The 26,513-nt window shown below is 55.5% G+C and carries 23 protein-coding genes; 14 read left to right on the top strand and 9 right to left on the bottom strand.

All coding sequences use genetic code 11. The features are described 5' to 3' along the window. Positions 1 to 59 precede the first annotated feature (59 nt). The 3 genes from bacA to folB all read right to left on the bottom strand — a co-directional run bounded on the left by bacA (position 60) and on the right by folB (position 1,904). Positions 60 to 866 carry an undecaprenyl-diphosphate phosphatase gene (gene bacA, locus L975_RS11560; protein WP_010862548.1) on the bottom strand — a complete coding sequence of 269 codons (807 nt, stop codon included), beginning with the start codon at positions 864 to 866 and terminating at the stop codon, positions 60 to 62. A 127-nt stretch (positions 867 to 993) separates the two neighbouring features. Continuing rightward, positions 994 to 1,548 (bottom strand): 2-amino-4-hydroxy-6-hydroxymethyldihydropteridine diphosphokinase, encoded by a 555-nt coding sequence (gene folK, locus L975_RS11555; protein ID WP_047708758.1) that lies wholly within the window; start codon positions 1,546 to 1,548, stop codon positions 994 to 996. Next, positions 1,548 to 1,904: a bifunctional dihydroneopterin aldolase/7,8-dihydroneopterin epimerase gene (gene folB, locus L975_RS11550; RefSeq protein ID WP_010862550.1), complete on the bottom strand. Its 357-nt coding sequence runs from the start codon at positions 1,902 to 1,904 to the stop codon at positions 1,548 to 1,550. Before folB ends, folK (L975_RS11555) begins: the two co-directional genes overlap by 1 nt. Before the next feature lie 124 nt (positions 1,905 to 2,028). Between folB and plsY the strand changes: the two genes are divergently transcribed. Next, the gene (plsY, locus tag L975_RS11545; protein ID WP_010862551.1) at positions 2,029 to 2,643 is read left to right on the top strand and encodes a glycerol-3-phosphate 1-O-acyltransferase PlsY; all 615 of its coding nucleotides are present in this window, start codon (positions 2,029 to 2,031) and stop codon (positions 2,641 to 2,643) included. Between the two features lie 235 nt (positions 2,644 to 2,878). Here plsY and tsaD read toward each other — a convergent pair whose 3' ends face one another. Then, positions 2,879 to 3,898, bottom strand: a complete 1,020-nt coding sequence (gene tsaD, locus L975_RS11540) for a tRNA (adenosine(37)-N6)-threonylcarbamoyltransferase complex transferase subunit TsaD (RefSeq protein ID WP_047708756.1) — start codon at positions 3,896 to 3,898, stop codon at positions 2,879 to 2,881. Between the two features lie 183 nt (positions 3,899 to 4,081). Between tsaD and rpsU the strand changes: the two genes are divergently transcribed. From rpsU to rpoD, 3 genes are all read left to right on the top strand, one after another. After that, positions 4,082 to 4,297, top strand: coding sequence for a 30S ribosomal protein S21 (gene rpsU / locus L975_RS11535; protein ID WP_010862554.1), 216 nt, complete (start codon positions 4,082 to 4,084; stop codon positions 4,295 to 4,297). Between the two features lie 260 nt (positions 4,298 to 4,557). Then, the gene (dnaG, locus tag L975_RS11530; protein WP_047708754.1) at positions 4,558 to 6,315 is read left to right on the top strand and encodes a DNA primase; all 1,758 of its coding nucleotides are present in this window, start codon (positions 4,558 to 4,560) and stop codon (positions 6,313 to 6,315) included. Positions 6,316 to 6,411: 96 nt separating this feature from the next. Then, entirely contained in the window at positions 6,412 to 8,259 is a 1,848-nt protein-coding gene (rpoD, locus tag L975_RS11525) for an RNA polymerase sigma factor RpoD (RefSeq protein ID WP_010862556.1), read from the top strand. A 152-nt stretch (positions 8,260 to 8,411) separates the two neighbouring features. Here the strand turns inward: rpoD and tyrS are convergent, their stop codons facing one another. The 3 genes from tyrS to clcA form a co-directional block, all read right to left on the bottom strand. Beyond that, positions 8,412 to 9,614 (bottom strand): tyrosine--tRNA ligase, encoded by a 1,203-nt coding sequence (gene tyrS, locus L975_RS11520; RefSeq protein WP_010862557.1) that lies wholly within the window; start codon positions 9,612 to 9,614, stop codon positions 8,412 to 8,414. A 215-nt stretch (positions 9,615 to 9,829) separates the two neighbouring features. Then, a complete protein-coding gene (gene erpA, locus L975_RS11515) occupies positions 9,830 to 10,174 on the bottom strand; it encodes an iron-sulfur cluster insertion protein ErpA (RefSeq protein ID WP_010862558.1) in 345 nt (114 codons plus the stop codon). Between the two features lie 105 nt (positions 10,175 to 10,279). Further along, the gene (gene clcA / locus L975_RS11510; protein ID WP_052181435.1) at positions 10,280 to 11,749 is read right to left on the bottom strand and encodes a H(+)/Cl(-) exchange transporter ClcA; all 1,470 of its coding nucleotides are present in this window, start codon (positions 11,747 to 11,749) and stop codon (positions 10,280 to 10,282) included. A gap of 239 nt (positions 11,750 to 11,988) precedes the next feature. Here clcA and hemL point away from each other — a divergent pair, with 239 nt between their 5' ends. Continuing rightward, on the top strand, positions 11,989 to 13,275 hold the full coding sequence (gene hemL / locus L975_RS11505; RefSeq protein ID WP_047708752.1) for a glutamate-1-semialdehyde 2,1-aminomutase: 1,287 nt from the start codon (positions 11,989 to 11,991) through the stop codon (positions 13,273 to 13,275). A gap of 150 nt (positions 13,276 to 13,425) precedes the next feature. Here hemL and mrcB read toward each other — a convergent pair whose 3' ends face one another. Then, a complete protein-coding gene (gene mrcB / locus L975_RS11500; protein ID WP_052181434.1) occupies positions 13,426 to 15,939 on the bottom strand; it encodes a bifunctional glycosyl transferase/transpeptidase in 2,514 nt (837 codons plus the stop codon). A gap of 275 nt (positions 15,940 to 16,214) precedes the next feature. Next, a complete protein-coding gene (gene hrpB, locus L975_RS11495; protein WP_047708750.1) occupies positions 16,215 to 18,674 on the bottom strand; it encodes an ATP-dependent helicase HrpB in 2,460 nt (819 codons plus the stop codon). Positions 18,675 to 18,870: 196 nt separating this feature from the next. On the opposite strand from hrpB, the gene thpR reads away from it, so the two are divergent. The 9 genes from thpR to panD all read left to right on the top strand — a co-directional run bounded on the left by thpR (position 18,871) and on the right by panD (position 26,303). Continuing rightward, positions 18,871 to 19,416 carry an RNA 2',3'-cyclic phosphodiesterase gene (gene thpR, locus L975_RS11490; RefSeq protein WP_052181433.1) on the top strand — a complete coding sequence of 182 codons (546 nt, stop codon included), beginning with the start codon at positions 18,871 to 18,873 and terminating at the stop codon, positions 19,414 to 19,416. Beyond that, entirely contained in the window at positions 19,406 to 20,110 is a 705-nt protein-coding gene (gene sfsA, locus L975_RS11485) for a DNA/RNA nuclease SfsA (RefSeq protein WP_039045935.1), read from the top strand. Before thpR ends, sfsA begins: the two co-directional genes overlap by 11 nt. Before the next feature lie 130 nt (positions 20,111 to 20,240). After that, entirely contained in the window at positions 20,241 to 20,693 is a 453-nt protein-coding gene (dksA, locus tag L975_RS11480; protein ID WP_010862565.1) for an RNA polymerase-binding protein DksA, read from the top strand. Positions 20,694 to 20,891: 198 nt separating this feature from the next. Continuing rightward, the gene (gene gluQRS, locus L975_RS11475; protein WP_047708748.1) at positions 20,892 to 21,779 is read left to right on the top strand and encodes a tRNA glutamyl-Q(34) synthetase GluQRS; all 888 of its coding nucleotides are present in this window, start codon (positions 20,892 to 20,894) and stop codon (positions 21,777 to 21,779) included. 249 nt (positions 21,780 to 22,028) lie between these two features. Next, positions 22,029 to 23,459: a polynucleotide adenylyltransferase PcnB gene (pcnB, locus tag L975_RS11470; protein WP_218185595.1), complete on the top strand. Its 1,431-nt coding sequence runs from the start codon at positions 22,029 to 22,031 to the stop codon at positions 23,457 to 23,459. Further along, positions 23,456 to 23,944, top strand: coding sequence for a 2-amino-4-hydroxy-6-hydroxymethyldihydropteridine diphosphokinase (folK, locus tag L975_RS11465; RefSeq protein ID WP_047708746.1), 489 nt, complete (start codon positions 23,456 to 23,458; stop codon positions 23,942 to 23,944). Before pcnB ends, folK (L975_RS11465) begins: the two co-directional genes overlap by 4 nt. Positions 23,945 to 24,033: 89 nt before the next feature. Next, positions 24,034 to 24,828, top strand: a complete 795-nt coding sequence (gene panB, locus L975_RS11460; protein WP_010862569.1) for a 3-methyl-2-oxobutanoate hydroxymethyltransferase — start codon at positions 24,034 to 24,036, stop codon at positions 24,826 to 24,828. 91 nt (positions 24,829 to 24,919) lie between these two features. Further along, the gene (gene panC / locus L975_RS11455; protein ID WP_047708745.1) at positions 24,920 to 25,774 is read left to right on the top strand and encodes a pantoate--beta-alanine ligase; all 855 of its coding nucleotides are present in this window, start codon (positions 24,920 to 24,922) and stop codon (positions 25,772 to 25,774) included. 148 nt (positions 25,775 to 25,922) lie between these two features. Further along, positions 25,923 to 26,303 carry an aspartate 1-decarboxylase gene (gene panD, locus L975_RS11450; protein WP_010862571.1) on the top strand — a complete coding sequence of 127 codons (381 nt, stop codon included), beginning with the start codon at positions 25,923 to 25,925 and terminating at the stop codon, positions 26,301 to 26,303. Positions 26,304 to 26,513 lie beyond the last annotated feature (210 nt).

Here is a 26,513-nt window from a genome sequence, read left to right as displayed (position 1 = left end):
AATAAAAAAACCGGCGCAAGGCCGGTTTTTTTCGTTATCTATCGTTCATCTGATTAGAATTAACCAATCACGACCCAATACACCATTGCGGCCAAAATAAAGCGATAGATGGCAAACGGCACGAACGAAATGCGTTTGATCGCCGCCAAAAAGGTTTTAATCGCAATCATCGCCACCACAAATGCGGTGATAAAGCCAACCGCGAACATCGGCAAGTCAGACAGACTCAGAATGCTCCAGCTTTTCAGCAGATCTAAACCACTGGCGCCCAGCATCATCGGTACTGCCAGAATAAAGGAGTATTCCGCCGCCGCATGACGGCCTACCCCCAACAGCAAGCCACCTGAGATGGTAGAGCCGGAGCGTGAGAAGCCCGGCCACAGCGCCAGACACTGGAACAGACCGATACCGAAAGCCTGCTTGTAGCTGATCTCATCGATATTGTGCGCAGTAGTTTTCGGCTTGAAGTACTCCGCAACCAACAGCAGAACACCACCGACTACCAAGGCATACATCACGGTTTGCGGACCAAACAGATTGGCTTTAATCCAATCATGCACCAGCAAACCAATCACCACCGCCGGCAACATCCCCAGAATGATGTGCAATAACGTCAGGTGGCCACCGCTTTGCTGTGGCTTTTCACCAAAGTGGATCCCGATCAGGCCAAACATCCGCCGCCAGAACACAACCACTACCGCTAAAATAGAGCCGAGCTGGATAATGATCTCAAAGGTCGCCGCTTTCGGGCCTTCAAAGCCTAACAAGTGACCGACTAAGATCAAATGGCCGGTGGAAGATACGGGTAAAAATTCGGTCAAGCCTTCAACAACACCTAGGATGAAAGCAATCAGCAACTCGGTCATGAACACGCCTACCTGCGAAAATAAACAACAAAAATCAATGTATAAACATGAAAACCGATCACTTAAGCCGAGCAAAGTCATCCTCAGCAGGCCGTCAGTGACCATTACGCGATATTACAAATCGGTGTTACGCATCGGTATGGCAGCAAACGCTGACATCCACTACCGCAGTGGTATGCAAACTAGCGCGGTTCACGTCTTGCCACGCAAAGCTCACCGGCCATAAACGCTGTGCCGGATCATTAAAACGCTGCCACAAGGTCGCGAAGGAGAGCCCGTTTTGCGGATGAGTCACGTCCGGCGCCAAATCGGCCAGCGGGCGTAACACAAAGGCATACTGCAGGATATCCGGACGCGGCAAATGTGGCTTATCGCTCTGACAAAGTCGGCCATACAGCAACAAGTCCAAGTCCAGCGTGCAGCAGCCAGCGTACTGTGGATCGCGTCGCCCCCAACGCTGCTCAATTGCCTGCAATGCAGCGCTCACTTCACACAAGGTGCGCGCCGTTTTACAACGGGCGACCAGATTGTAATAGTTTCCGCTACAAACACCCACAGCTTCGGCTTCATAAACGGGGGAAAGTTCCACCTCGGTAAAGATTTGCTGTAACTCTGCCACCCCAGCGTTGAGGTGTTTTTCGCGCTCGGTATTACTGCCAATCCCGATGAACAGCTCCACCATCAGGCTCGCTCTCCGCGCTCGATAATCACCCCGACTTGACGGGCATTGGCCACCGCCCCCGGTTTCGCTACCCGCAGGCGTAACCAGCGGATCCCAAACCGAGACATCAGCATCGCCGCGACCTCTTCCGCCACCCGTTCAACCAGCGCAAAGCGCCCTTGTTCGATAAAGGTGGTGACCGCTTCACTGACCGCGGCATAATCCAGACAGAACGCAACGTCATCGCTTTCACCGGCCGGACGGTTATTCCATGCCATTTCGATATCGAGCACTAATTTCTGCTTAATGGTCTGTTCCCAGTCATACACCCCGATGGTAGTGATGACGTTCAACTGGTCGATAAATACGATATCCATCACGTTGCTATCCATAAAAAAGAGAGGTCGGATACCCCAAACAGCCTAATTTGCGTATTATCAATGGAATCGGCACGCTCCGATAGCCACTGCGTCAATAATTCCGGATTCTGAGGAGGCCGCCATGAGCGCTATCGCACTTGGCATGATCATTTGCGCGTATCTGCTTGGCTCCATTTCCAGCGCAATTCTGATTTGTCGGCTGGCAGGCCTGCCTGACCCACGCGAAACCGGCTCCGGTAATCCGGGTGCCACTAACGTATTGCGCCTCGGTGGCCGCTTTGCCGCGCTCGCCGTTCTGATTGCCGATGTCGCCAAAGGCGGCTTACCGGTTTGGCTGGCCTATAAACTGGATCTCGCCCCACCGGTACTGGGGATCATCGCGATCGCCGCCTGTCTCGGACACATCTACCCGATCTTCTTTCACTTTCAAGGCGGTAAAGGCGTCGCCACGGCGTTTGGGGCAATTGCCCCCATCAGTTGGGATATCACCGGCTTACTCAGTGGCACTTGGCTGATCACCTTGCTGCTGACCGGCTATTCATCCCTGGCCGCGGTGATTACCGCGCTGCTTGCGCCGTTGTACGTATGGTGGTTCCGCCCCGAGTTCACCTTTCCTGTGGCCATGCTCTCGTGCCTGATTTTGCTGCGCCACCACGAAAATCTGGAGCGCTTATGGCGCGGCCAAGAGCCGAAAATCTGGCAAAAGTTTCGTCGCCCTCGGGAGCGCGAAGAGTAATCGCCAGTGAACAGTAACCCGCCACGTAGACATCAGTGCAATAAACAGCGGTTTTCAGGCCGCTTATGCCGCGCCACGTTGGCCATCCGTCTCGCGGCTAATTACGCACCAATACGCATGAAATGCACATTGGTCCGCTGTCGCGAACATCGGCATATCGTCGTTTAACGACCACGAACATGCCGACATTTGCGATAAAATAAAGCCAGTGACTGATTGATGCCCAACGCGTCGATCACTCGGTTAACGGCTTTAACTCATTCATCGGCCAGCGCGGACGCGCGGAGACTGACAAGTCCTGAAACTCTTTGTTTTTCAAGCGCAGCATACCGGCATAAGCAATCATGGCACCGTTATCGGTACAAAACGCGGTACGCGGGTAATACACCTCACCACCGATGCTCTGCATCATCTCCGCCAGCTGACGGCGCAGCTCTTGGTTGGCGCTCACGCCACCGGCAATCACCAGACGTTTAAATCCGGTCTCTTTCAGCGCGCGTCGGCACTTAATCGCCAAAGTATCCACCACCGCTTGTTGGAACGCATGGGCAATATCGGCGCGGGTTTGCGGATCGTTGCCCTCTTTGTGGATGGTATTCGCGGCGAAAGTTTTCAGACCAGAAAAACTAAAATCCAACCCCGGACGATCGGTCATCGGGCGTGGGAACACAAAACGTCCCAGCGTGCCCTGCTCAGCCAGCTTGGCCAACAGCGGACCGCCCGGATAATCCAGTCCCATCAATTTGGCCGTTTTATCAAACGCTTCCCCGGCAGCATCGTCAATCGACTCGCCTAAAAGCTGATACCGGCCAACGCCATCAACACGGATCAGCTGGGTGTGACCACCGGAAACCAGCAGTGCCACGAACGGGAACGGTGGCGGATTGTCTTCCAGCATCGGCGCCAGCAGATGGCCTTCCATGTGGTGTACCGCCACAGCCGGAACGCCCCACGCCATGGCCAACGAGCGGCCGACGGTCGCGCCCACTAACAGCGCGCCGACCAGCCCAGGACCGGCGGTGTAAGCGACGCCATCAATATCACTCGGCGTCAGTCCGGCCTCTTTCAGTGCGGCTTGAATCAGGGGAACGGTTTTTTTTACGTGATCGCGTGAGGCCAGCTCCGGAACCACCCCGCCGTAATCAGCATGTAATTTTATCTGGCTATACAATTGGTTAGCCAACAGCCCGGCATTGTCGTCGTAAATTGCAACACCGGTCTCGTCACAGGAGGTTTCAATTCCTAGAATGCGCATAAGTGGCCTCAGGCTGACGTGGAAAGCCTGATATGTTATCCTGCACACTAAAATCACGCCAGCAGAACACGGTAGCGCTTTACAATCCCTATATCTTCGGATTAAAATTCCGCACCATTTTTAGTCAAGCTGGCGAATTGATAGTCAGCAGATTAACCCAATTTCCTTTGAGGTGAGAGGCATATGCCGGTAATCAAAGTACGTGAAAACGAGCCGTTCGACGTAGCTCTGCGTCGTTTCAAGCGTTCATGCGAAAAGGCAGGTATCCTGTCTGAAGTTCGCCGTCGCGAGTTCTACGAAAAACCAACTACTGAGCGTAAGCGCGCTAAAGCATCTGCTGTTAAGCGTCACGCGAAGAAGCTGGCTCGTGAAAACGCACGCCGCACTCGTCTGTACTGATGCTTTTGTGTGCTGAAACTCACGTTTCAGTACACCGCCTTCGGGCACGTCAGCGGAGTTCGGTACTGATTTATCAGAGGCGAATTTCTCACTGACAACCAGCTGTCTGCTGCAGTTCCTGCCGTTCGCGCGGAGTTTTCTCCGGACAGACAGCCGCTAACAGACTTCTGTTACAGCACAGGCCGTGCATTCCGCAAGGAACGCGCGGCTTTTGCTCGTTTATGAACTTGCTTCGTCTGACTAACCAATCATGAGGTGTCATGGCAGGTCAAATCCCCCGCGCATTTATTGATGATCTCCTGGCCCGGACTGACATTGTCGATCTGGTTGATGCCCGTGTGAAACTCAAAAAGCAGGGTAAGAACTACCATGCCTGCTGTCCGTTCCATAACGAGAAAACGCCATCGTTTACCGTCAGTGCCGAAAAACAGTTTTATCACTGCTTCGGTTGTGGCGCGCATGGCAACGCCATCGGATTTCTGATGGACTTTGATCGTCTGGAATTTGTGGAAGCGGTAGAAGAGCTCGCCAGTCAGCACGGATTAGAAATCCCGCGCGAAACCGGTAGCCATAGTCAACCGACGCAAGATCGTAAAGAGCGCCGCAGCCTGCATGAATTAATGGGGCAAGTGGCGGCCTATTACCGTGAACAACTGGTACAGCCGAAATCGGCCAAAGCCCAGCAATACCTGACCCAACGCGGCCTGTCGGCCGAAGTGATTCATCGCTTCGGCATCGGCTTTGCGCCAGATGGCTGGGATAACGTGTTGCGCCGTTTTGGTGGCAACAATCCGACGCAACAACAAATGTTGTCGGATGCGGGTCTCTTGGTTCACAATGAAGAGAGCCAACGCACCTATGACCGCTTTCGCGAGCGGGTGATGTTTCCCATCCGTGACCGGCGTGGGCGCGTCATCGGGTTTGGTGGCCGCATCATCGGCAATGGCACACCGAAATACCTCAACTCACCTGAAACGGTGATTTTCCATAAAGGTCGCGAACTGTATGGCCTTTATGAAGCGCAGCAAACCAATCCGAAACCAGATCACTTATTGGTGGTCGAAGGGTATATGGATGTGGTGGCGCTGGCGCAGTTTGATATTAACTACGCCGTCGCCTCACTTGGCACCTCCACCACAGCAGAACATATTCAATTATTGCTGCGCAGTACCGATAACGTTATCTGCTGCTATGATGGAGATAATGCCGGTCGTGATGCGGCATGGCGAGCTCTGGAAACTGCCCTGCCTTTCCTTAATGATGGCAAGCAGCTCAAATTTATGTTCCTGCCGGACGGGGAAGATCCTGATACACTGGTTCGTCAGGAAGGCAAACAGGCCTTCGAACAGCGTATCGGACACGCGCTGCCGCTGTCTGAGTTTTTATTTGAAACCCTGCTGCAACAAGTGGACTTGAGCAGCCGTGACGGGAAAGCCAAACTCAGCACACTGGCCATTCCGCTGATTGATAAAGTGCCCGGCGATACCTTGCGCTTGTATCTGCGCAATATTCTGGGCCAAAAGCTCGGCATTTTGGATGAAAACCAGTTAGAGCGGTTGCTGCCCAAAGCGCAGCAAGAGCGAGCAACCCCAGCCCCACAGATTAAACGTACACCGATGCGCGTATTGATTGGTTTACTGGTGCAAAACCCAGCGCTGGCCGGCCAAGTGCCTTCGCTAGCCGGGTTAGAGCAGCTGGATATTCCCGGCTTACCGCTGTTTATTCGGCTGGTACAAGCCTGTCAGGCGCAGCCTGGGCTCACCACTGGCCAGTTATTAGAACATTGGCGCGGAACAAAAGAAGGTCAACAACTTGAAATGTTGGCCATGTGGAACCACATGATCACTGATGAGAATGTGGCCGACGAATTTTTGAACACGCTGGATCACCTCTACAGCCAATTAGTGGAGCAACGTATGAACCAGCTGATCGCAAAAGACCGAACACACGGCTTAAGTGCCGACGAGCGCAGGGAACTTGCCCTGCTAATCACTACAGCCAAACCGGGCAATGGCTAGTAGCTAGTAGAAAAAACGCCCAACTGTTATACTTGGCGGTTTACGCCGCAGCGTACTAGTTTCTTCTTTCAGACCTTGAAGTGTGGATATCGTCTTATGGAGCAAAACCCGCAGTCGCAGCTTAAGCTTCTTGTTACCAAGGGTAAAGAGCAAGGCTACCTGACCTATGCCGAGGTCAATGACCACCTGCCGGAAGATATGGTCGACTCCGATCAAATCGAAGACATTATCCAGATGATCAACGACATGGGTATTCAGGTGCTGGAAGAAGCACCCGATGCCGATGACCTGATGCTGGCAGAAAACCTCGCGGATGACGACGCAGCAGAAGCCGCTGCGCAAGTGCTGTCCAGCGTGGAATCTGAGATCGGACGAACCACGGACCCGGTGCGCATGTACATGCGCGAAATGGGCACCGTAGAACTGCTTACCCGTGAGGGTGAGATCGATATCGCCAAACGTATTGAAGACGGTATCAACCAAGTACAGTGCTCTGTTGCAGAGTATCCAGAAGCGATTACCTATCTTCTGGAGCAATATGATCGCGTCGAAGCGGGCACCTCCCGTTTGTCTGACCTGATCACCGGCTTTGTCGACCCGAATGCCGAAGAAGATATGGCACCTACGGCGACCCACGTCGGCTCTGAGCTGTCTGAAGAGCATCTGGCGGATGAGGATCTGGATGACGACGAAGAGGAAGAAGAGAGTGATGATTCTTCCGACGACGACGGCACCATCGATCCGGAGCTGGCGCGCGAGAAGTTCACTGAACTGCGCGATCAGTATGAAGTTACCCGTTTAGCGATCAAAGCCAACGGTCGTAACCATCCGGTTACCAATGAAGAGATTCAGAAGCTGTCTGAAGTCTTCAAGCAGTTCCGTCTGGTTCCAAAGCAATTTGACCATCTGGTAAACGCAATGCGTTCCATGATGGAGCGTGTCCGTACTCAGGAACGCATCATCATGAAACTGTGTGTGGAACAGTGCAAAATGCCGAAGAAAAACTTCGTCACTTTGTTCTCGGGTAATGAAACCAATCCACAGTGGATGGAAAAAGCACTGGCCGCCGGTAAACCGTGGTCAATGCGTTTAAGTGAAGTTAATGAAGAAGTGCAGCGTTGCCTGCAAAAGATGCGTCAGATCGAAGAAGAAACCGGTCTGACTATCGAGCAGGTAAAAGATATCAACCGTCGGATGTCTATCGGTGAAGCGAAAGCACGCCGTGCCAAGAAAGAGATGGTTGAAGCGAACCTGCGTCTGGTTATTTCGATTGCCAAGAAATACACCAACCGCGGCCTGCAGTTCTTGGATCTGATCCAAGAAGGTAACATCGGTCTGATGAAAGCGGTGGATAAGTTTGAATACCGCCGTGGTTATAAGTTCTCGACCTATGCGACTTGGTGGATCCGTCAGGCTATCACCCGCTCTATCGCGGATCAGGCGCGCACCATCCGTATTCCGGTGCACATGATCGAAACCATCAACAAGCTGAACCGTATTTCACGGCAGATGCTGCAAGAGATGGGTCGTGAGCCGAGCCCAGAAGAGCTGGCTGAGCGCATGATGATGCCAGAAGACAAGATCCGCAAAGTGCTGAAGATTGCCAAAGAGCCAATCTCCATGGAAACCCCAATCGGGGATGATGAAGATTCGCATCTGGGTGATTTCATCGAGGATACTACCCTCGAGCTGCCATTGGATTCTGCCACCTCAGAAAGCCTGCGCAACGCCACTCGCGATGTGCTGGAAGGTCTGACGGCGCGTGAAGCCAAAGTGCTGCGTATGCGTTTCGGTATCGATATGAACACCGACCACACGCTGGAAGAGGTAGGTAAGCAGTTTGACGTAACGCGTGAACGTATCCGTCAGATTGAAGCCAAGGCACTGCGCAAACTGCGCCATCCGAGCCGCTCGGAAGTGCTGCGTAGCTTCCTCGACGAATAACATCGTCAGTCGCGTCACGCAAAGCAATAAAAAAGCCCGTCATTGACGGGCTTTTTCTTTATCAACGTCTTTATCGGCGTCGTTCTATTTGTGCTGTTTCGGCATCCGCAACAAAGAGCCGCACCTCAACAGCACCAACGCCAATAGCAAGCTTATTTGAGCGTCACGCGCGCAAACTTACGCTTACCCACCTGATACACGGCAGTGCTGCCTGCGCTCAGGGTCAGCTTGGCATCGTCGACTTTCTCGCCATCAATCTTCACGCCACCTTGCTTGATCATGCGCAGCGCTTCGGAAGTTGAGGCCACCAAATCGGCGTCTTTCAGCAGGTTCGCAATGGCAATGCCTTCGCTACCGGCATCCAGCGTCAGCTCTGGCATTTCATCTGGCATCGCGCCTTTTTGGAAGCGATTGATGAACTCTTGCTCCGCCGCATCCGCATCCGCTTGTGAGTGGAAACGGGCAATGATCTCTTTGGCCAGCCACACTTTCACATCACGCGGGTTCAGTGTGCCTGCCGCTACGCGGGCTTTGAAATCGTCGATTTCAGCCAGTGGGCGGAAAGAGAGCAGCACATACCAATCCCACATCAGATCATCAGAGATAGACATCACTTTACCGAACATTTCGGACGGTGCTTCGCTGATCCCGATGTAGTTGTGCGCCGACTTGGACATCTTCTTCTCGCCGTCCAGACCCACCAGCAGTGGCATGGTGATGACGATTTGCGGCTTTTGTCCGTACTCTTTTTGCAGCTCACGGCCCATCAGCAGGTTGAAACGCTGGTCAGTACCGCCCAGCTCAACGTCTGCTTCCAGCGCGACTGAGTCATAGCCTTGCAGCAGCGGGTACATGAACTCGTGAATAGCGATGGACTGGTGATCATGGAAACGCTTTTTAAAGTCGTCACGCTCCAGCATCCGCGCCACTGTCTGACGAGAAGCCAAACGGATCATGCCTTCGGCACCCATCTCGCCCAACCAGCTGGAGTTAAATTCGATACGAGTCTTGGCGGGGTCCAGAACTTTGAACACCTGCTCTTTATAGGTCTCGGCGTTAGCCATGACCTGCTCTTTGGTCAGTGGCGGACGGGTGGTATTTTTACCTGACGGATCCCCCACCATACCGGTAAAGTCACCAATCAGGAAAATAACCTCATGGCCCAAGTCCTGGAACTGACGCAGCTTGGTCAGGATCACGGTGTGACCCAGATGGATATCCGGCGCAGTCGGGTCAGCACCCAGTTTTACACGCAGCGGACGCCCTTCTTTTAATTTGGCGATGAGTTCATCTTCCGGCAACAGGTCTTCCACACCGCGTTTAATTACCGCCAGTGCTTCTTCAATACGCACCATTGCGCTCTCCTAGATACGCGAAAATATTAATCATGAATTTGCCATACTACTGGATTCAATCGGCAAGGCAAACCGCTTAGGCCGCAATCTTGCCGATTATTCTGCCGCCGCAGGTTTACACCGGCATCGGGTGTAAACAAGCTGCAGACAAGATGTGAACCGCAGGCAAAAAAATCCCCGCCAGCGGCGGGGACATCAGAGATTCAGTGGGTCACTTAGATACTGAATGAGGAGCCGCAACCGCAGGTGCTCTTGGCATTCGGGTTTTGCACCACGAAGCGCGAACCTTCTAGGCCTTCGGTATAATCAACTTCACCACCGACCAGATATTGCAGGCTCATTGGGTCAACCACCAGCGCCACACCGCTTTTTTCGATCAGCATGTCGCCGTCATTCACGGTTTCATCAAAGGTAAAACCATACTGGAAACCGCTGCAACCACCACCGGTGATATACACCCGCAGTTTCAGGTTCGGGTTTTCTTCCTCGGCAATCAGTGCCTTCACTTTGTTTGCCGCGGCATCAGTAAATTCCAACGGCAACGCCGGTACTTCGCTCATTCTTTGGTCTCCGCAATCAGAAGCGGGGCTATTATCCAATACCTGACTAAATCGTTCAAGTATTGAACGCTCTGCCCGGTGGATAGCCCCGACCGATTGTCTGTATCAAACGGACTGGCTTGGGGACGCCGCAGCTTGGGCAGCGGCAGCTTGTTGCTGCGCCTGCTTTTGCAAGGTGCGCTCCAAAAGCACAGTATACAGCGGACGACCACCCAATGCTTGTGCTAACAGTGTGGCACCCAGCACGGTGATCAGCATCGGTAAAATTAACTGGTAGTTTTCGGTCATCTCCAGCACCAATACCAGCCCCGTCAGTGGTGCCCGCACGGTAGCGGCAAACAGTGCGCCCATCCCTGCAATCGAGAAAGTGGCAATCTCCAAGTTATATTGCGGGAACAACATTGTGGCCAGCGTACCGAACGCGGTACCAAACAAGGTGCCGATAGCCAGACTTGGGGCAAAAATACCGCCCGGCGCGCCAGAGCAGAAGCACATTAAGGTGGTGATCACCCGTGCAAAGAAAATCAGCAGCAAGGCGGTGATGGTGAAGTTACCCTTAGCTGCAATCAGCACCAGTGACATGCCATCCCCTGACACTTCCGGTACCAGCAGTGCCAACAGACCACAGGTTCCCCCAATCACCGCACCAATCAGCACAAACTTCTTGCGCTGGCCGCCGTGCAAGGCTGCGAATCTATCTTGGCTCCAGAACACCATGCGGTTGAACAGCACGCCAAACACGCCAAACAGCATGCCAAGAACCAGATACAGCCACAGGGAGTTGAGCGGTGCAAACCCGAGCGAGCCGACCGGCAACTCCGGTACCTGACCGGTGAAAAAGCGCACCATCAAACAGGCCATGATGACGCTAAGGAAAATGCCTTTAATCGAGATCAGGCTGTAACGAAACTGCGGGCGCATCTCTTCAATCACAAACAGTACGCCAGCCAGCGGGGCGTTAAACGCGGCGGTCAAACCGCCCGCAGCACCGGCCGCCAGCAAAGTATTGCGAATCTCGGGATTTTTACCGAGACGGAACAGATCGGCAATCATCTGCGCGACCGCGCCGCCCATCTGCACGGTCGGGCCTTCACGACCCAGCACCATCCCAGAGCCGAGGGTGCCGAGGCCACCGAAGAATTTGACCGGCAATACCCGCCACCAGCGTACCGGACGCAGGCCATCCATCGCCCCTTCAATTTCTTGAATACCGGAGCCAGCCGCTTCTGGCGCAAAGCGATGCACCAGGAAATAACCGAAGGCCGCCAGCAGAGCCGACAGTAAAAAGACCCCGATCCACACCAACACCTGATAATCGGCCATAAAGGTCAGCGCATCGACCCGCTCAAATTTGACTCGGCTCACCATCCGATCGAAAGCGACCCCAACCCCGCCGGCCAACAGGCCGACCAAGGCACACAGGATCAGCACCAATACCGGGGTTTTATCCTGCTCGGCCAGACGACGAATTAACCCGCCGTGACCGGCAGAGGAAAGAGGCGTGGAAGGCTGCTGCGCAGCGGGCTGATTTGTGCTCTCCGCTGCAGATGACGTCTCGTTACTTGAAGCACTCATAGAACAAACGATCCTAATTCGCTTAATATGAAGAGAATTCACAACACCGCAGCCGTCTGTCAGGCAGATCGCTGCGTACTTACATTTCGATTACTATAGCTGTTTTATGCACCTGTCTCTGTGTCATCACAGACGATTGTGCTCACCAAGTGCGGTGGCCACCAAGCTGGCCGGCTCAGCAACGCGGAACGGGCCCAGATCATAGACACGGTGCGGTCACAGACATTCAGGATAGCCGTATGACCAAATCTGCAACCTTGTTTGCCCAAGCGCAAAAAACCATCCCCGGCGGCGTCAACTCACCGGTCCGCGCCTTCAATGGTGTCGGCGGCAGCCCGCTGTTTATTGCCCGCGCTGATGGCGCGTATCTGTTTGATGTGGATGGCAAACAGTACACTGACTACGTCGGCTCTTGGGGGCCGATGGTGCTGGGACATAACCATCCTGCTATCCGTCAGGCGGTGATTGAAGCCGCTGAACGCGGATTAAGCTTCGGCGCACCGACCGAAATGGAAGTGGTAATGGCCGAACTGGTGACCCGACTGGTGCCGTCCATGGAAATGATCCGCATGGTCAGCTCAGGCACAGAGGCTACCATGAGTGCTATCCGCTTAGCGCGCGGTTTCACAAATCGTGACAAAATAATTAAGTTCGAAGGCTGCTATCACGGTCATGCCGACTCCCTGCTGGTGAAAGCCGGCTCCGGCGCACTGACACTGGGCCAGCCTAACTCACCGGGTGTACCGGCAGATTTTGCCAAACACACTCTGACCTGCACCTATAACGATCTGAGCTCCGTCGAAGAAGCGTTCCGTGCGTATCCGAATGACATCGCCTGTATCATCGTCGAGCCGGTAGCCGGCAACATGAACTGTATCCCGCCACAACCGGATTTCCTGCCGGGGCTGCGTCGCCTGTGTGATCAGTATGGTGCATTGCTGATTATTGACGAGGTGATGACCGGTTTTCGTGTCGCCCTCGGCGGCGCGCAGGCGCACTATGGCGTGACGCCGGATCTGACCTGTCTGGGCAAGATCATCGGCGGCGGCATGCCGGTCGGTGCCTTTGGTGGCCGTCGTGATGTCATGGCGCACATCGCGCCAACCGGTCCGGTGTATCAGGCCGGTACGCTGTCCGGTAACCCAATTGCGATGGCCGCCGGTTATGCCTGCCTGACTACACTGGCAGAATCTGGCCAATCAGCACGTTTGACCGCCCTGACCGAGCGTCTGGCCGATGGTCTGCGCGCTGCGGCTAAGCGCCAGAATATCGGTCTGGTGGTGAATCAGGTTGGCGGCATGTTTGGCCTGTTCTTCACCGATGCGCCGCAGGTCACCTGCTATCAAGAGGTGGTTGCCTGTGATGCCGAACGCTTCAAGCGCTTCTTCCACCTGATGCTGGATGAAGGCCAGTATCTGGCACCATCGGCCTTTGAAGCCGGCTTTATGTCGCTGGCACACAGCGAAGCGGATATCGATGCCACCGTGGCCGCCGCCGAGCGCTGCTTTGCGCGTCTGCAAGACTGAAGTGACACCCGCCGAAGCTAAAACGCTGGCGGTTTCAAAGTCGTTTCGAACAAAGTGGTTTCGACATAGTTTCGCCATAGCAATAAAAAGCCCCGTCGATGACGGGGCTTTTTTTACCGCGGGCAGTCAACTGCCTTTGTTACGTTCGGCTTACAAGCCCAACACGTTCTGCAGCCAGCTTCCCATTTGATCCACCGGATTCGGTGGCGCACAGAACTGATCCGGATCGCTTGTCCACACCGGCAGTTTTTGCGGTGCGCCGCAATCGAACTGACCGGATGGTGTCACGCCAATCCACGCGATCCCCGGTGGCATTTTCAGCACCAGTGGCATTGGCGGCAACGCTTCCAGATAGCGGCGATACAAGGTCAAGGCACCATTAGCACCGGTGAGCTTAGCTTCGCCGTTATCATCTCGGCCAACCCACACCGTCACCACGTTCTTACCATCTACCCCAACATACCAGCTGTCACGCAGCTCATTGGTAGTACCGGTTTTACCGGCCAATCCGGCGTTAAAGCTCTTATTCAGTGAGCGCGCAGTACCGGACGCCACCACCTGCTGCATACCATACAGCGCCAAATCGGCAGCCTGTGTTGGCACTACGCTTTGCGCCTGCGGCAGGCTTTCGTACAGCGGCTGACCGTTCTCATCCAGCACGGTCCGCAAGGTCGACATCGGCACATACTGACCGCCACTGGCCAGTGTCTGGTACATCTGAGTCACTTCCATCGGCGTTAAGCTGATAGCCCCCAGCAACATCGCCGGTAAACGCGGGATGTACTGATTATCGATGCCCATCTTGGTCAACTCAGTGGCGATAGTATCTAAGCCCACTTGCATGCCTAGGTTCACCGTTGGCACGTTGAGGGAGTTACTGAGCGCCGTCAGCAAAGTGACTGAGCCACGGTATTTACGATCGTAGTTTTTCGGCTGCCACAGCTGGCCATTTGGCATACGCATCGACAACGGGTTGTCCGACAGCGGCGTATTTAAACGGAAGCGATCTGGCATGGTCAGCGCGGTCATGTACACCGGTGGCTTGATCAACGAGCCAATCGGACGCCGCGCCTGTAAAGCACGGTTAAAGCCAGCATAGCGGGTTTGCGCGCCGCCAATCATGGCGCGGATCTCCCCGCTGTAGCGGTCAGTAACCACCATGGCTGTTTCCAGCTGCTTCAGATGACGCTGACTAAGCAGCGCTGGAATGCCGTCTTGTACCGCTTTTTCTGCCGCGTTTTGCACTGCCGGATCTAGCGTGGTGAAAATGCGCATGCCAGAGAGTTTCTCTGACTTATCGCCGAGCGCCTGACGCAGCTCTTGGCGCATCACCTGCATATACGCCGGCTGGCTAGCCGTCACCACCCCACGCGCTTGGATACCCAGCGGGCGCTTACTCAACAGATCATACAGCTCTTGGTCAATGACCTGCTGCTCCTGCATCACTTTCAGCACCACATTGCGGCGCTCAATGGCGCGCTCAGGATAACGCCACGGGTTGTAATAGGACGGCCCTTTGACCATCCCCACCAACAGCGCCTGCTGATCGGTGGTCAGTTCATTCACCGGCCGACCAAAATAGAACAGACTAGCCAGCGCAAATCCGTGAATTTGATCGTTGCCGTTTTGCCCCAGATAGACTTCATTCAGGTAGGTTTCCAGAATGCGCTCTTTGCTGTAGCGATAGTCAATCAGCACCGCCATATAGGCTTCACGCGCCTTACGGATTAACGAGCGCTGATTGGTCAAAAACAGGTTTTTCGCCAGCTGCTGGGTAATGGTACTGCCGCCCTGCACGGTGCGACCGGCCAGCAAGTTGACCCAAATCGCGCGGCCAATGGCGAGTGGATTGATGCCATCGTGCTGATAAAAGTCGCGATCTTCGGTTAACAGCAAGGTTTCGATGAGCAAATCAGGGAAGCCTTCGCGCGGCGTAAACAGACGCTGCTCGTTATGCGGTGACTGCAACATGGCGATCAGCTTCGGATCGATCCGCAGCATTTGCATCTGCTCATTGCTGTCCAGATCGCGCATGCTCACCAATTGATTATTGGTAAAGCTCAAACGCAGGCGCATCTGCGGCTCAGGGCCATCCGGAAAATCAAACGGACGACGGAAAATATCGATGCTGCTCTTACCCACCACCATGTCACCAGGACGGCGCAACGCATTCACCGGACGGTATTGCATCCCCTCCAGCGCTTCGCTCATCATCTTGAGCGAATACGGCTCACCCGGTTGCAAGTTGATGATCCGGCTATACACCGAGGCCGGTAGCTGCCACACCTGACCATCCATCCGATCGCGAATTTTGCCATCCAGATAGATGCCCCACAGCGCCATCACCGCAATCCCGACCAGCGCCAGCTTCAGCCCAAGGCTCAACAAGCGCCGTTTCCACGACGGACGACGCGCCATCAGTTGCTCCTCCGCATCATCATCGGCAAGCTCATCATGATCGTCGTCATAGTCGTCGTCATACGCCTCCTCGTCCTGCTCATCATCGGGCAAGTCGCGGTCAGGATCGTCATACCACTCATCATCATCCTGTTCATTCTTCCGGTTATGTGCGGGCGAACGCCGTGCCGGAGCGCGGTTATTGCGCGCCGGTTTCTGGCGGCGTCCAATCGGAGCACGATCTTCATCCTGGTCGTCGTAACGCATGATCCCTGCCGGTTTCTCCTGCTTGCACGAGTCATCTCTAACAGGCCCGCAAACGCGACCTGAACAAATGCGGTGTCACACCGATACAGCCATTAACGACTAATGGCATTAAAAGGCGCGATTATAACGTTGAATCAGGCTGCAGTGCTCGCTCTTTCACCCCATGCAGAGGACGAGGTCACAGCATACATGCGCCCTTGCTAAGGCAGCGTACTGAAAGCGTGAAGGTCGCCTTCCTTGCTTGCACACGCTCGCCTTCCCCAGCCGCGCCCTTATTAGCCCTGCCAGTGCCGTTTCGTGGCACGAGTAGCTTGGGTATTGGCCGGATCGTCCGGCCACACATGCTTGGGATAACGCCCCTTCATCTCTTTTTGTACTTCTTTATACGCGCCTTGCCAGAAAGCCTGCAGATCGCGGGTGATCTGCAGCGGGCGACGCGCGGGTGACAATAACTCCAACACCAACGACACACGGCCATCAGCAATACGCGGGGATGCCGACTCGCCAAACACCTCTTGCAGACGCACCGCCAGTACCGGATCGGCATCCGGCGCATAGCGGATCGCGATGCGTGAGCCGGTCGGCACGGTATAACACACCGGCAGCAGTTGCTCTAAACGCTGGCGTTGCTGCCAATCGAGCAGATTATTCAGCGCTGCGCTCAGATCCAACTGGCGTAAACCGCGCACATCACGCACGCCCTCAAGCTGTGGCCCTAACCAGCTATCTAGGGAGGCGAGCAGCGCCTCATCCTCCACCGACGGCCACGGCAGCTCCGGTAGCCAGCGTGCGGCGCACTGTAAGCGCGCACGTAACTGCACCGCAGATTCATCCCAATTCAGCACCGCTAAGCCTTGCTCGGCGACCCAATCCAGCAGTGCTTGGCGCATTTGCGCCGGCTCAGGCGCGCTCATCGGCTGCTCGCTCAAGGTCAGCGCCCCTAAACGGCGACGGCGCAAAGCGCGCAAGGTACCGCGCGCCTCATCCCACTCCAGCGCCATCTGCTCACTGACCAACTGAGGCAATTGCGCCGCCAGTGCCTCCAATGAGCTAACCGGCCAAGCGAGCAAGATCCGCGCCTCACGACTCGATGCGCCCAAAATCAGATTTGGGGCGACCAGTGCGCGCTGAGCGGCCAGTGGACTGTCGGCCTCAATAAAAGCGCCGTTACCGCCAGATAACTGAAAACGGCCATCATGACTGCGCGCCACGCCAATGCGATCCGGATACGCGCTAGCCAACAGCTCGGCAATCAGATCGGGTGCGCTGTACGCATTTTTTTCGGTAGCGCGCACCGCATTCGGCGTTAAGCGCCCCAACAGCGTGTCGGCGCGCTGGCGCTGACGCGCAGTGAGGCGATCCGGATCGGGCGTCACTTGAGTGCGCGGCGGCTCTTCCAATAGCGCCACCAAACGCGCCGCTAATGCCGCTTCGCCGCGCTCCCGACCGCTGAGCAGCAGCACCCCGTGGCGGGGAGCGCAGCCTAACGCCGCCAGCTCGCGGCCACGGGCGGTGAGGCGCCCTGACTCATCGGTGGCCTGTAAACGGCGCAGCAAGGTTTCTGCGGCCGCCTGATGGGCCACCGGAGGGTAATCAATAAAGCGTAGCGACTGCCATGAGCTGCAGCCCCACTGCAGCAATTCCAGCCAAATGGCGCTTAAATCGCTGCGGCACAGCTCTGGCGGCGTAAATTCGGTGGCGCGTTCGGCTTGTTCGCTGCTGTACAGGCGCAGACACACGCCCGGTTCGGTACGCCCTGCACGCCCTGCGCGCTGGGTCATCGATGCCTTGGCGATTCGCGTGGTTTGCAAACGGGTCAGACCGCTACGCGGGTCAAAACTGGCCAGTCGCTCGGTGCCGCTGTCGATCACCAAACGTACTCCTTCAATGGTCAAACTGGTTTCTGCCAAATTGGTCGCCAGCACCACTTTGCGCTGCCCACTGGGCGCGGGCGCAATTGCCCGTTGCTGCTCGGCCAAGGTGAGCGCGCCATACAGCGGACACACCTGCGTATCCGGCGGCAAGCGCCCCTCGAGACGGCGACTGACGCGCTCTATCTCGCCCATGCCGGGTAAAAACACCAACGCCGAGCCCGATTCCTGCGCTAACAGCTGACACACCGCCTGACTAACCGCCTCTTCCAGCGCTTGATGCGGCGGATAAGGTTGATGCAACACCGTGACCGGATGGGCGCGCCCCGCTGAGCTGACCAACGGCGCATCAGGCAACAAATTACGCAGCCCCTGATCATCTAAGGTGGCCGACATCACCAGCAGGCGTAGGTCATCGCGCAGCCCTTCTTGCACATCCAGCGCCAAGGCCAACGCCAGCTCGGCTTGCACACTGCGCTCATGAAATTCATCAAAAATAATCAGGCTCACCCCGTTCAACTCGGGGTCTTGCTGCAAGCGGCGAGTTAATACGCCTTCTGTCACCACTTCCAAGCGTGTCGCGGCGCTAACCTTGGCTTCGGCACGCATCCGGTAGCCCACGGTTTGCCCGCAGCGCTCACCGAGCTGACTGCTCAAACGCTCGGCGATACTGCGCGCAGCTAAGCGGCGTGGCTCCAGCAGTAAAATCGTTCCGCTCAGCCACGGCTGCTCCAGCAGCGTCAGCGGCAAATAGGTCGACTTGCCCGCGCCAGGCGGCGCGCTAAGCAATACCGCCGGATGCTGCTGCAATGCAGCCAGTACGTCAGGGATCACAGCGCAGATCGGTAAATCAGGAGCAGTCATGGTCATAACTCATACACAAGGCAAACCAGCTCAACACACAAAGCCAAGCTGTCGTCGTAAAAATCAGGCCGGCGCATTGTAGCAAACCCCTTGCAACCTGTACTCTGATGCGCAAAATGCGAGACAGGTAGACCTGCGCGTAAATAACCTGAAATGACCGTCAACCGAGACTATTTTGTTATATAAAGAGATGCCCGTGAGCAGCACCCAGCGCCTTTTCTTTACGTTGACCCTGCAGCCGACGTTGGCGCGCAATATTGTGCATTGGCGCAACCAGACCTTTGATGTTCAGCGTCCGGCGCGCCCAACGCCGGCCACCCAGCTGCATCTGACGCTGGCCTTTCTCGGCGATACCCGACCGGCGCAGCGCGATAGTGTGTGCCGCATTGCCGAGCGGCTGCAAAACCAGCCCTTTAGTCTGACGCTGGATAATCTCGGTCAGTGGCCGAAAGCCGGCATTATCTGGCTCGGCCCTCGGTATAGCCCACGGCCGCTATTGGCGCTGGCCTCGGCACTGCGCGCCGCCGCGGTACGCTGCGGTTTGCCGCAACCGGCGACCCCGTTTAGCCCACATATCACCTTGTTTCGACGCGCCCATCATCCGCTGATCCTGCCGTCACAAACTCCGGGCTGGTCAGTCAGCTTTAGCCATTTTTCCCTGTACTGTTCAGAACTTACACCGCGTGGTAGCCGTTATACGGAACTGCAACGCTGGTCATTGGGAGCTCCCCATGCAGTTTGATCCTCCTTTGGAATGCGGCCGCTTAATTCGCCGTTACAAACGCTTTCTGGCTGACATTGAAATGCCGGACGGAAACACAATGACGTTGCATTGCGCCAATACCGGTGCAATGACAGGGTGCGCAACGCCCGGAGATCGGGTATGGTACTCCGCCTCCGAAAATCCGAAGCGTAAATACCGGCATAGCTGGGAGCTCACCGAAACCGCCGCGGGCGACTGGATCTGCGTAAATACACTGCGCGCCAACGCCTTGGTGGAAGAAGCCTTGCGCGCCAATCGTATTTCGGAGCTGGCGGGCTATACACAAATTGCACGGGAAGTGCGTTACGGTGAGGAAAACAGCAGAATAGATCTGCTGCTAAGCGATCCAAAACGCGCTGACTGCTATATTGAAGTGAAGTCTGTCACCTTACTGCAACAACAGTGTGGATACTTTCCCGATGCCGTTACGGTTCGCGGACAAAAGCACCTTCGCGAACTGACGCAAATGGCTCAACAGGGAAAACGGGCTGTGCTGTTCTTCGCCGTCTTGCACAGCGGGATCACACAGGTACGTGCTGCCCGGCATATTGACCCGGATTATGCTCGGATGTTGACCGCGGCAGTACAGCAGGGCGTCGAGGTGATTTGCTATCAAGCAACCCTCTCGGCGCAAGGCATGGTGCTTAATACGCCGCTATCGTGGGCGGAATGAGCCGGTAAATTGCGCTTATCTTCACAGCATGGATGCGAAGAATTGCCATACCGGTATCCTTCTGCTATTTATAGCGGCCTAATTTTTACCCCCCACAGGGGGTGGGTAGCGCGAATTTAGGAGAAGCAGCATGCCAGAAGGCCAAATCAGGAAATCGTCTCTGGGCATTCTTGCCATCGCCGGTGTCGATCCTTACCAGGAAAAACCAGGCGAGGAGTACATGAATGACGCTCAGCTTGCGCATTTCAGAAAGATTCTTGAGGCATGGCGTAATCAGCTCAGGGTTGAGGTCGATCGCACAGTTACCCATATGCAGGATGAAGCAGCTAACTTCCCAGACCCGGTTGACCGGGCGGCACAGGAAGAAGAGTTCAGCCTGGAACTGCGTAACCGTGATCGTGAGCGTAAGCTGATCAAGAAGATCGAGAAGACTCTGCTGAAGATCGAAGAAGATGATTTCGGTTTCTGCGAGTCCTGCGGCGTTGAAATCGGGATCCGCCGCCTTGAAGCTCGTCCGACCGCTGATCTGTGCATCGACTGTAAGACACTGGCTGAGATCCGCGAAAAGCAGATGGCCGGTTAATTACCGTCAATACGCCAAACCAGAAGGGAGCCAAGGCTCCCTTTTGTCTTTTATTGCGCTGTCTTTATTTGCGCGTAGTCTTTATTGCGATCAGTGCCATTATAGCGCCATGCTAGCGACCATCCGCCATACTCAGCCGCGCAGAATTGTATTAGGATAATGCGCATACCGACTGCCTTATCTGTCATCACGACCACCATGAATGAACTGCGTTATGTCGGCCGCTTTGCTCCGTCGCCGTCCGGTGATCTGCATTTCGGCTCTTTAGTTGCCGCCCTCGGCAGCTTTTTACAGGCCCGCCACCGCCAAGGAGTGTGGCAGCTGCGTATCGAAGATATCGATCCCCCGCGCGAAGTCGCTGGCGCCAGTGAGCGCATTATCCGCACCCTCGAAGCCTATCACCTGTATTGGGATGGTCCGATTGTCTACCAATCGCAGCGCCATGCCGCCTATCAAGCGGTGATCGATACCCTACTGCAGCAAGGGGATGCCTATTACTGTCGCTGCTCACGCCAGCAACGCCAAGCGATGGGTGACGGCTACAACGGCCACTGCCGTCATTTAGGTTATGACGCCAAGGATGCGGCACTACGTCTCTACCAGCACCAACCGGTGTACCGGTTTACCGACCAGCTCTTTGGTGAGGTTCGCGTGCCCAGCGCACTGGCCGAAGAGGACTTTATTATCCGCCGCCGCGATGGGCTATTCGCCTATAATCTGGCGGTGGTGATTGATGATATTCACCAAGGCATGACCGAAATTGTGCGCGGCGCCGATTTACTGGAGCCAACGGTGCGCCAAATCGCCCTGTATCAGCGTTTAAACGCGCCGGTGCCAGATTTTCTGCATCTGCCGTTAGTGGTCAATGCCGATGGCAGCAAGCTGTCCAAGCAAAACCACGCGACCGCTATCGACCCAGCGAATCCTTTGCCGCATCTGGTGCGGGCGCTGCAATTTTTAGGTCAAGTCGTGCCGACGGATTGGCAGCAAGGCAGCATCGATGAGCTGCTACAATGGGCTATCACGCATTGGGATTTGCAGCGCATTCCGCGTCGCCATAGCGAGATCCCACCACTGCATCCCTAAAAAGAGCGCCAGAAAAGACCTAAATCGTGGCCATTTCGCCTCGTCATCTCGACCGGTGCGGTAAAAGCCGCGCTCTCCGCCATTCTCAATTGGCGGGGGCTGCGTTATTATTAGCCACAATTACTGACCGTAGCCGCCATGATCGCGGCCTGTACGGTTTTTTGCGTTGCCGCAGCACGGAGAGATCAGTTGCTCCCACCAGAGCGTGGAGCCGATCCGGTGCGCGGTATAACCCTTGTGAGGTGTACCATTTTTACACGCGTAGCCAATTTCTGTCGTAAAGTGCTCGGACAGTCAGACACTCCGACGGCTGAGACCCCAGCCACCCAGACAGGTCCTATCATTATTCCGCGCGAGCACCACGGAATCTCCCGCAAAGACATCAGTGAAAACGCACTGAAGGTATTGTATCGCCTGCATAAAGCCGGTTATGAAGCCTATCTGGTTGGCGGCGGGGTGCGCGATCTGCTGCTCGGCAAACATCCAAAGGATTTTGACGTTTCCACCAATGCCACCCCTGAACAAGTCCGTCGCCTGTTCCGAAACTGCCGACTGGTTGGCCGCCGTTTCCGGCTGGCTCACGTGCTGTTTGGCGAAGAGGTGATCGAAGTGGCGACCTTCCGCGGCCATCATAGCCACGAAGAAGCGGAAGACGATCTGCAACCGCAGCAATCCACCCAATCCGATGGCGGCATGCTGCTGCGCGACAACGTGTACGGCAACATTGATGAAGATGCGCAGCGCCGCGACTTCACCGTCAATGGTCTGTACTACAACATCGCCGATTTCAGTATTCGCGACTACGCCAACGGCGTGGAAGATTTGCACAATCGCGTCCTGCGCTTGATTGGCGATCCGCAAACTCGCTATCGCGAAGATCCGGTGCGAATGCTGCGCGCGATCCGCTTTGCGGTCAAACTCGAGATGACGCTGACCCCAGAAACAGCCGATCCGATTCCAGAATTGGCCTACCTGCTGCACAGCATTCCGCCGGCACGCCTGTTTGAAGAATCCCTCAAGCTGCTGCAAGCCGGTTATGGCCTGCAAACCTACAAATTGCTGCGCCAATACAACCTGTTCCAGCAACTGTTCCCGACCATCGCCGCCGGTTTCACCCAGCACGAAGACAGCCAGCTAGAGCGAATGCTGGAGCGCGTGCTGCACAATACCGATGTGCGCATTCAAGAAGGTAAACGAGTTAACCCTGCCTTCTTATTCGCGACCATGCTGTGGTACCCACTGGCTGAGCGCGCGCACGAAATTGCGCACGAAAGCGGCCTGACTTACTACGATGCCTTCATGCTGGCCATGAATGACATTTTGGATGAGCAGTGCAAAACACTGGCCATTCCGCGCCGGTTGACCACCTTGATCCGTGATATCTGGATGCTGCAACTGCGTCTGCCACGCCGTCAGGGTAAAAAAGCGCTGCGCTTGCTGGAGCATCCGAAATTCCGCGCCGGTTTTGATTTGCTGGAGCTGCGCGCCGGCCTAGAAGGTCGCGAATTGCAAACGTTGGTGCAGTGGTGGGCCGATTTCCAAGCCAGCAACGGTGATCAGCGCAATGATCTGATGCGCGATCTGGGCCGTGAAGGCGGTAACAGCAGCGATAAACCGCGTCGTCCACGTCGTCCGCATTTCCGTCGCCGTCGTCCGGCCGCGAAAAAGGCCGCCGAATGATCCGTACCTACATCGCGATCGGCAGTAATTTAGTCGAGCCGGTGCAACAAGCGCGCGCGGCGATCCGCGCGTTAGCTGCGCTACCAGACAGTCGTCTGGTAGCGGTCTCTGGGCTGTATCGCAGCAAACCGATGGGACCGCAAGATCAGCCGGATTACATCAATGCCGTGGCGGCGCTGGATACCACGCTGACGCCACTGGCGCTGCTGGACGCCACGCAGCAAATTGAGTTACAACAAGGCAGGGTACGCAAAGCCGAACGTTGGGGCCCGCGTACCTTGGATCTAGATATTTTACTGTACGGTGATCAGCAGATAGATCACCCCAACTTGATCATTCCCCATTACGGCATGCGCACACGTGAATTTGTGCTCTATCCGTTGGCGGAAATCGCCCCCGCGTTGGTGTTGCCGGATGGCAGCACGCTGCAACACTGGGTCAGTCAGGTGGCAAGGAATAATCTGGAGCGCTGGCAGAACGCCTAATTTGACGCCGCCAGCGTCAACCCCATGCCCATACACATGCGCATGAGAAACTTGAACAATGATGTTCACACAACAGAAGAAGGGTCTGCATGAGTAAGATCACACTCACCCACCTGCGTCAGTGGAAGCAGGAAGGGCGCAAGTTCGCTTCCATTACCGCTTATGATGCCAGCTTTGCCAAACTGTTCACCGAGCAAGGCGTCCCCGTGATGCTGGTCGGCGATTCACTCGGTATGGTGCTGCAAGGACAGGACGACACCCTGCCGGTCACCGTTGATGAGATTGCCTACCACACCCGCTGCGTACGGCGCGGCGCGCCAGAGTGTCTGCTGCTGGCCGACATGCCTTTCATGAGTTATGCCACCCCCGAACAAGCCTGTCACAATGCCGCTCGCCTGATGCAAGCCGGCGCTAACATGGTCAAACTGGAAGGTGGTAGCTGGTTAAGTGACACCATTCGGATGTTGACCGAGCGCGCTGTACCGGTTTGTGCCCATTTAGGCCTCACCCCACAATCGGTCAACCTGATCGGTGGCTACAAGGTGCAAGGGCGCAATGCCGAAGCTGCCGAGCAAATCCTGCACGATGCATTAACCTTGCAACAAGCCGGAGCCCAAATGCTGGTACTGGAGTGCGTTCCGGCCGCCTTAGCCGAAGAGATCACCCGCCGTTTGCTCATTCCGGTGATTGGGATCGGAGCCGGTGTCAGTACCGACGGCCAAATTCTGGTGATGCACGATGCACTGGGGATTTCCGCCAACTACATGCCGAAATTCTCGAAAAACTATCTGGCTGAAACCGGTGATATCCGCCAAGCGATCCGCCAGTACGTCAGTGAAGTCGAGCAAAGTTTATTCCCTGCCGCCGAACACACCTTCAACTAAGATATCCCCGTTCGGACACATCGGGCTTAACACGCATAGGCTTCGGGGAGCATCAGGTTTCACGCCGCTCCCCGAGGTGAAGGAGTACAGCATGCTGATCATTGAAACGCCCCTGATTTTACGTCGTGAAATTCGCCGCCTAAAAAGTAGCGGCCAGCGCATTGCCTTCGTTCCGACCATGGGCAACTTGCACGACGGTCACCTGACCTTGATGCGCGAAGCGGCAGCGCGCGCCGATGTGGTGATTGCCAGCATCTTCGTCAATCCGCTGCAATTTGATAATGCCAGCGATCTGGCCAACTACCCACGCACCCTCGAGCAAGACTGCGCCAAACTGCGCGCGGTTGGGGTTCACGCGGTGTTTACCCCCGATGCCAATGCCATTTACCCACGCGGAATGCACAATCAGGCGATTGTCGATGTCCCGGCCATTTCCAGCATTCTGGAAGGCGCTTGCCGTCCGGGACACTTTCGCGGTGTCGCAACCGTCGTCAGCACCCTGTTCCACTTAGTGCAACCGGATGTGGCCTGCTTCGGACAAAAAGATTACCAACAGCTGGCGCTGATCCGGCAAATGGTGGCTGATCTGGCCTTTGATATTGAGATTGTCGGTGTGCCGACTGTGCGTGCGGCCGATGGTCTGGCCTTAAGCTCACGCAATGGCTACCTGAGCGCTGAAGAGCGAGCACAAGCACCCGCCTTGTATCGCGTGATGCAACAGATGGCCAGCGCACTGCAACAACAGCCAATGGCCAGTGAGCAAATCATCGCGGACGGCAAAGAAGCGCTGGCCGCAGCCGGATTACGCGCCGATGAGCTCTTTATCCGCGATGCACACAGCTTGCAACCGCTGGATGCGACTAGCCAACAGGCCGTATTACTGATGGCGGCATGGCTAGGCAAAGCGCGCCTGATCGACAATATGGTAGTAGACATTCACCCCTGATTAGGGAATAGTGTGCTGGTTAAAAGCTGTACGATACCGCGCCCTTTGCCGTCTCGTACAGTGCGGTACAGGGGCTGGCAAATGCTGCCGTCACCTGTACTTCAACAAATTCAGTACAGCGAGTCAGTCGTACAAAGGATTGAAAGTTATGCAACGAACCATGCTGCGCGGCAAACTTCACCGGGTCACCGTAACCCAAGCCGATCTGCATTATGAAGGCTCCTGCGCCATCGATGTGGATTTTCTGGAGGCGGCCGGAATTTTAGAATATGAAGCCATTGATCTGTACAACGTGACCAATGGTGAGCGTTTCTCAACGTACGCGATTGCCGCCGAACGCGGCTCGAAAATTATCTCGGTCAACGGCGCGGCAGCGCACAAAGCCAGTGTCGGTGATTTGCTGATCATCTGCGCTTATGTGCAAGTCAGCGATGAAGAAGCTCGTCGGCATAAGCCGATGGTCGCCTACTTCGATGAACACAATAATCTGAAACGCCAAGCTCGCGCTATCCCCGTTCAGGTAGCCTAAGTGCCGCACTAAGCCCGATCTCCTACGCGTATCCGATATTCCGGATGCGCGTCATCAATCTTGATACCGCACCATCTTCCCTTATCATGACGCTGCATATAATTTCTTAATTACCGGTTAACTATTCACAACCATTTTATTACCGCCCGTGATCATCACCAACAAAAATCACAAAATAAAACCCTGCAAAATCACCACGATAAAGCGTTA

The organism is Plesiomonas sp. ZOR0011 (assembly GCF_000800945.1).
GTDB classification, from domain to species: domain Bacteria; phylum Pseudomonadota; class Gammaproteobacteria; order Enterobacterales; family CAMTGL01; genus Plesiomonas; species Plesiomonas shigelloides.
Note: the sequence above shows the minus strand (reverse complement) of the source record. Positions and strands in the feature narration are given on the sequence as shown.